This is a genomic window from Pseudomonas sp. PS01270, assembly GCF_029959775.1.
GTDB classification, from domain to species: domain Bacteria; phylum Pseudomonadota; class Gammaproteobacteria; order Pseudomonadales; family Pseudomonadaceae; genus Aquipseudomonas; species Aquipseudomonas atacamensis.
In genome coordinates, this window is sequence record NZ_JASCPT010000267.1 from 1 (window position 1) to 1,247 (window position 1,247).

Consider the following 1,247-nt stretch of genomic DNA (forward strand, 5'->3'; position numbering starts at 1 on the left):
TGAACTGGCCTAATGATTTTGGACACTTCAATCAGGCGCTATGATGGCGTCCAAATCTGAGGTGTTCGGATATGCGTAACTCTTATTCAACTGAATTCAAACTCAAGGCTGTCGGCATGGTATTGGACGAGGGGATATCGGTTCCCGAAGTCTGTGCCAGTCTAGACATCGGCCCTACCGCGTTGCGTCGCTGGGTCGCCCAGGTTCGCAAAGAGCGCCTGGGTACAACGCCGGTGGGGGCCAAAGCGATTACCGCTGACCACCGAGAGATTCAAGAACTCAAAGCCTTGCTCAGGCAAAAAGACCGGGATATTGAAATCCTAAAAAAAGCCAGTGCTCTGCTGCTATTGGACGCCAAAGATCATTCTCATTGATCAATGAGCTGGCAGAGCTATACGGCGTTAACGACTGTTGCCGTGTGTTTGATGTTTGCCGCAGCAGCTTTTATGCCTGGCGTCAGCGCCAAGGCAAGGTGAGTCCTGAGCGGGAGAAACTCAAAGCCATGCTGGTTGAGCATCATAAGGAATCGAGAGCATCGGCCGGGGCACGCACCCTTTCCCGGGAACTACAGGCCAAAGGACATCGAGTCGGGCGGTACATGGCTCGTAGTTTGATGCGTGAAGCCGGAGTGACGAGCCGTCAGCGCCGGCGCCATAAATACAAATCATCAGGCGTAGAGGCTTTGGTCGCACCGCACGTGCTCAAGCGCCAGTTCGATGTCACATCAATCAATGAGGTGTGGTGCGCCGATGTCACGTATATCAAGGTCGGCACCCGGTGGATGTATTTCGCTGCGGTTTTGGATCTCTTCGCCCGCCGACTGGTGGGTTGGGCGTTTTCAATGATCTCGGATGCGGAACTGACCTGTGAGGCCTTACGAATGGCCGTTGAGTTGCGAGGCAGACCTAAAGACGTGCTGTTTCACTCCGATCAAGGCTGCCAGTACACCAGCCATAAATTCAGGAATGAGCTGCTAGCGCACGGGCTGAGGCAGAGCATGAGTCGCAAGGGAGAGTGTTGGGACAACGCACCGATGGAGCGTTTCTTTGGAAGTCTGAAATCGGAGTGGGTACCTGAAGCGGGGTACCGCTCCGAGTACGAAGCCCGGGTTGATTTGCAGCGCTACCTAATGCGCTACAACAACACCAGACTCCATAGCTACAACAACTACCGGTCACCGGTCGCCATGGAGAAAATGGCGGCCTGAAAAACCCTAACTGGTGTCCAATATTACTTGACCAGTTCAG

2 protein-coding genes are annotated in these 1,247 nt (G+C 54.0%); both read left to right on the top strand.

The features are described 5' to 3' along the window. Nucleotides 1-71 precede the first annotated feature (71 nt). A complete protein-coding gene (locus QMX86_RS28065) occupies nt 72-374 on the top strand; it encodes a transposase (protein ID WP_014337368.1) in 303 nt (100 codons plus the stop codon). After that, nucleotides 371-1,207, top strand: coding sequence for an IS3 family transposase (locus QMX86_RS28070; RefSeq protein ID WP_041475818.1), 837 nt, complete (start codon nt 371-373; stop codon nt 1,205-1,207). Before QMX86_RS28065 ends, QMX86_RS28070 begins: the two co-directional genes overlap by 4 nt. Nucleotides 1,208-1,247: the final 40 nt, after the last annotated feature.

Coding starts and splice junctions, on each gene's coding strand:
- QMX86_RS28065 (WP_014337368.1), top strand. CDS start 72: ATGCGTAACTCTTATTCAACTGAATTCAAACTCAAGGCTGTCGGCATG.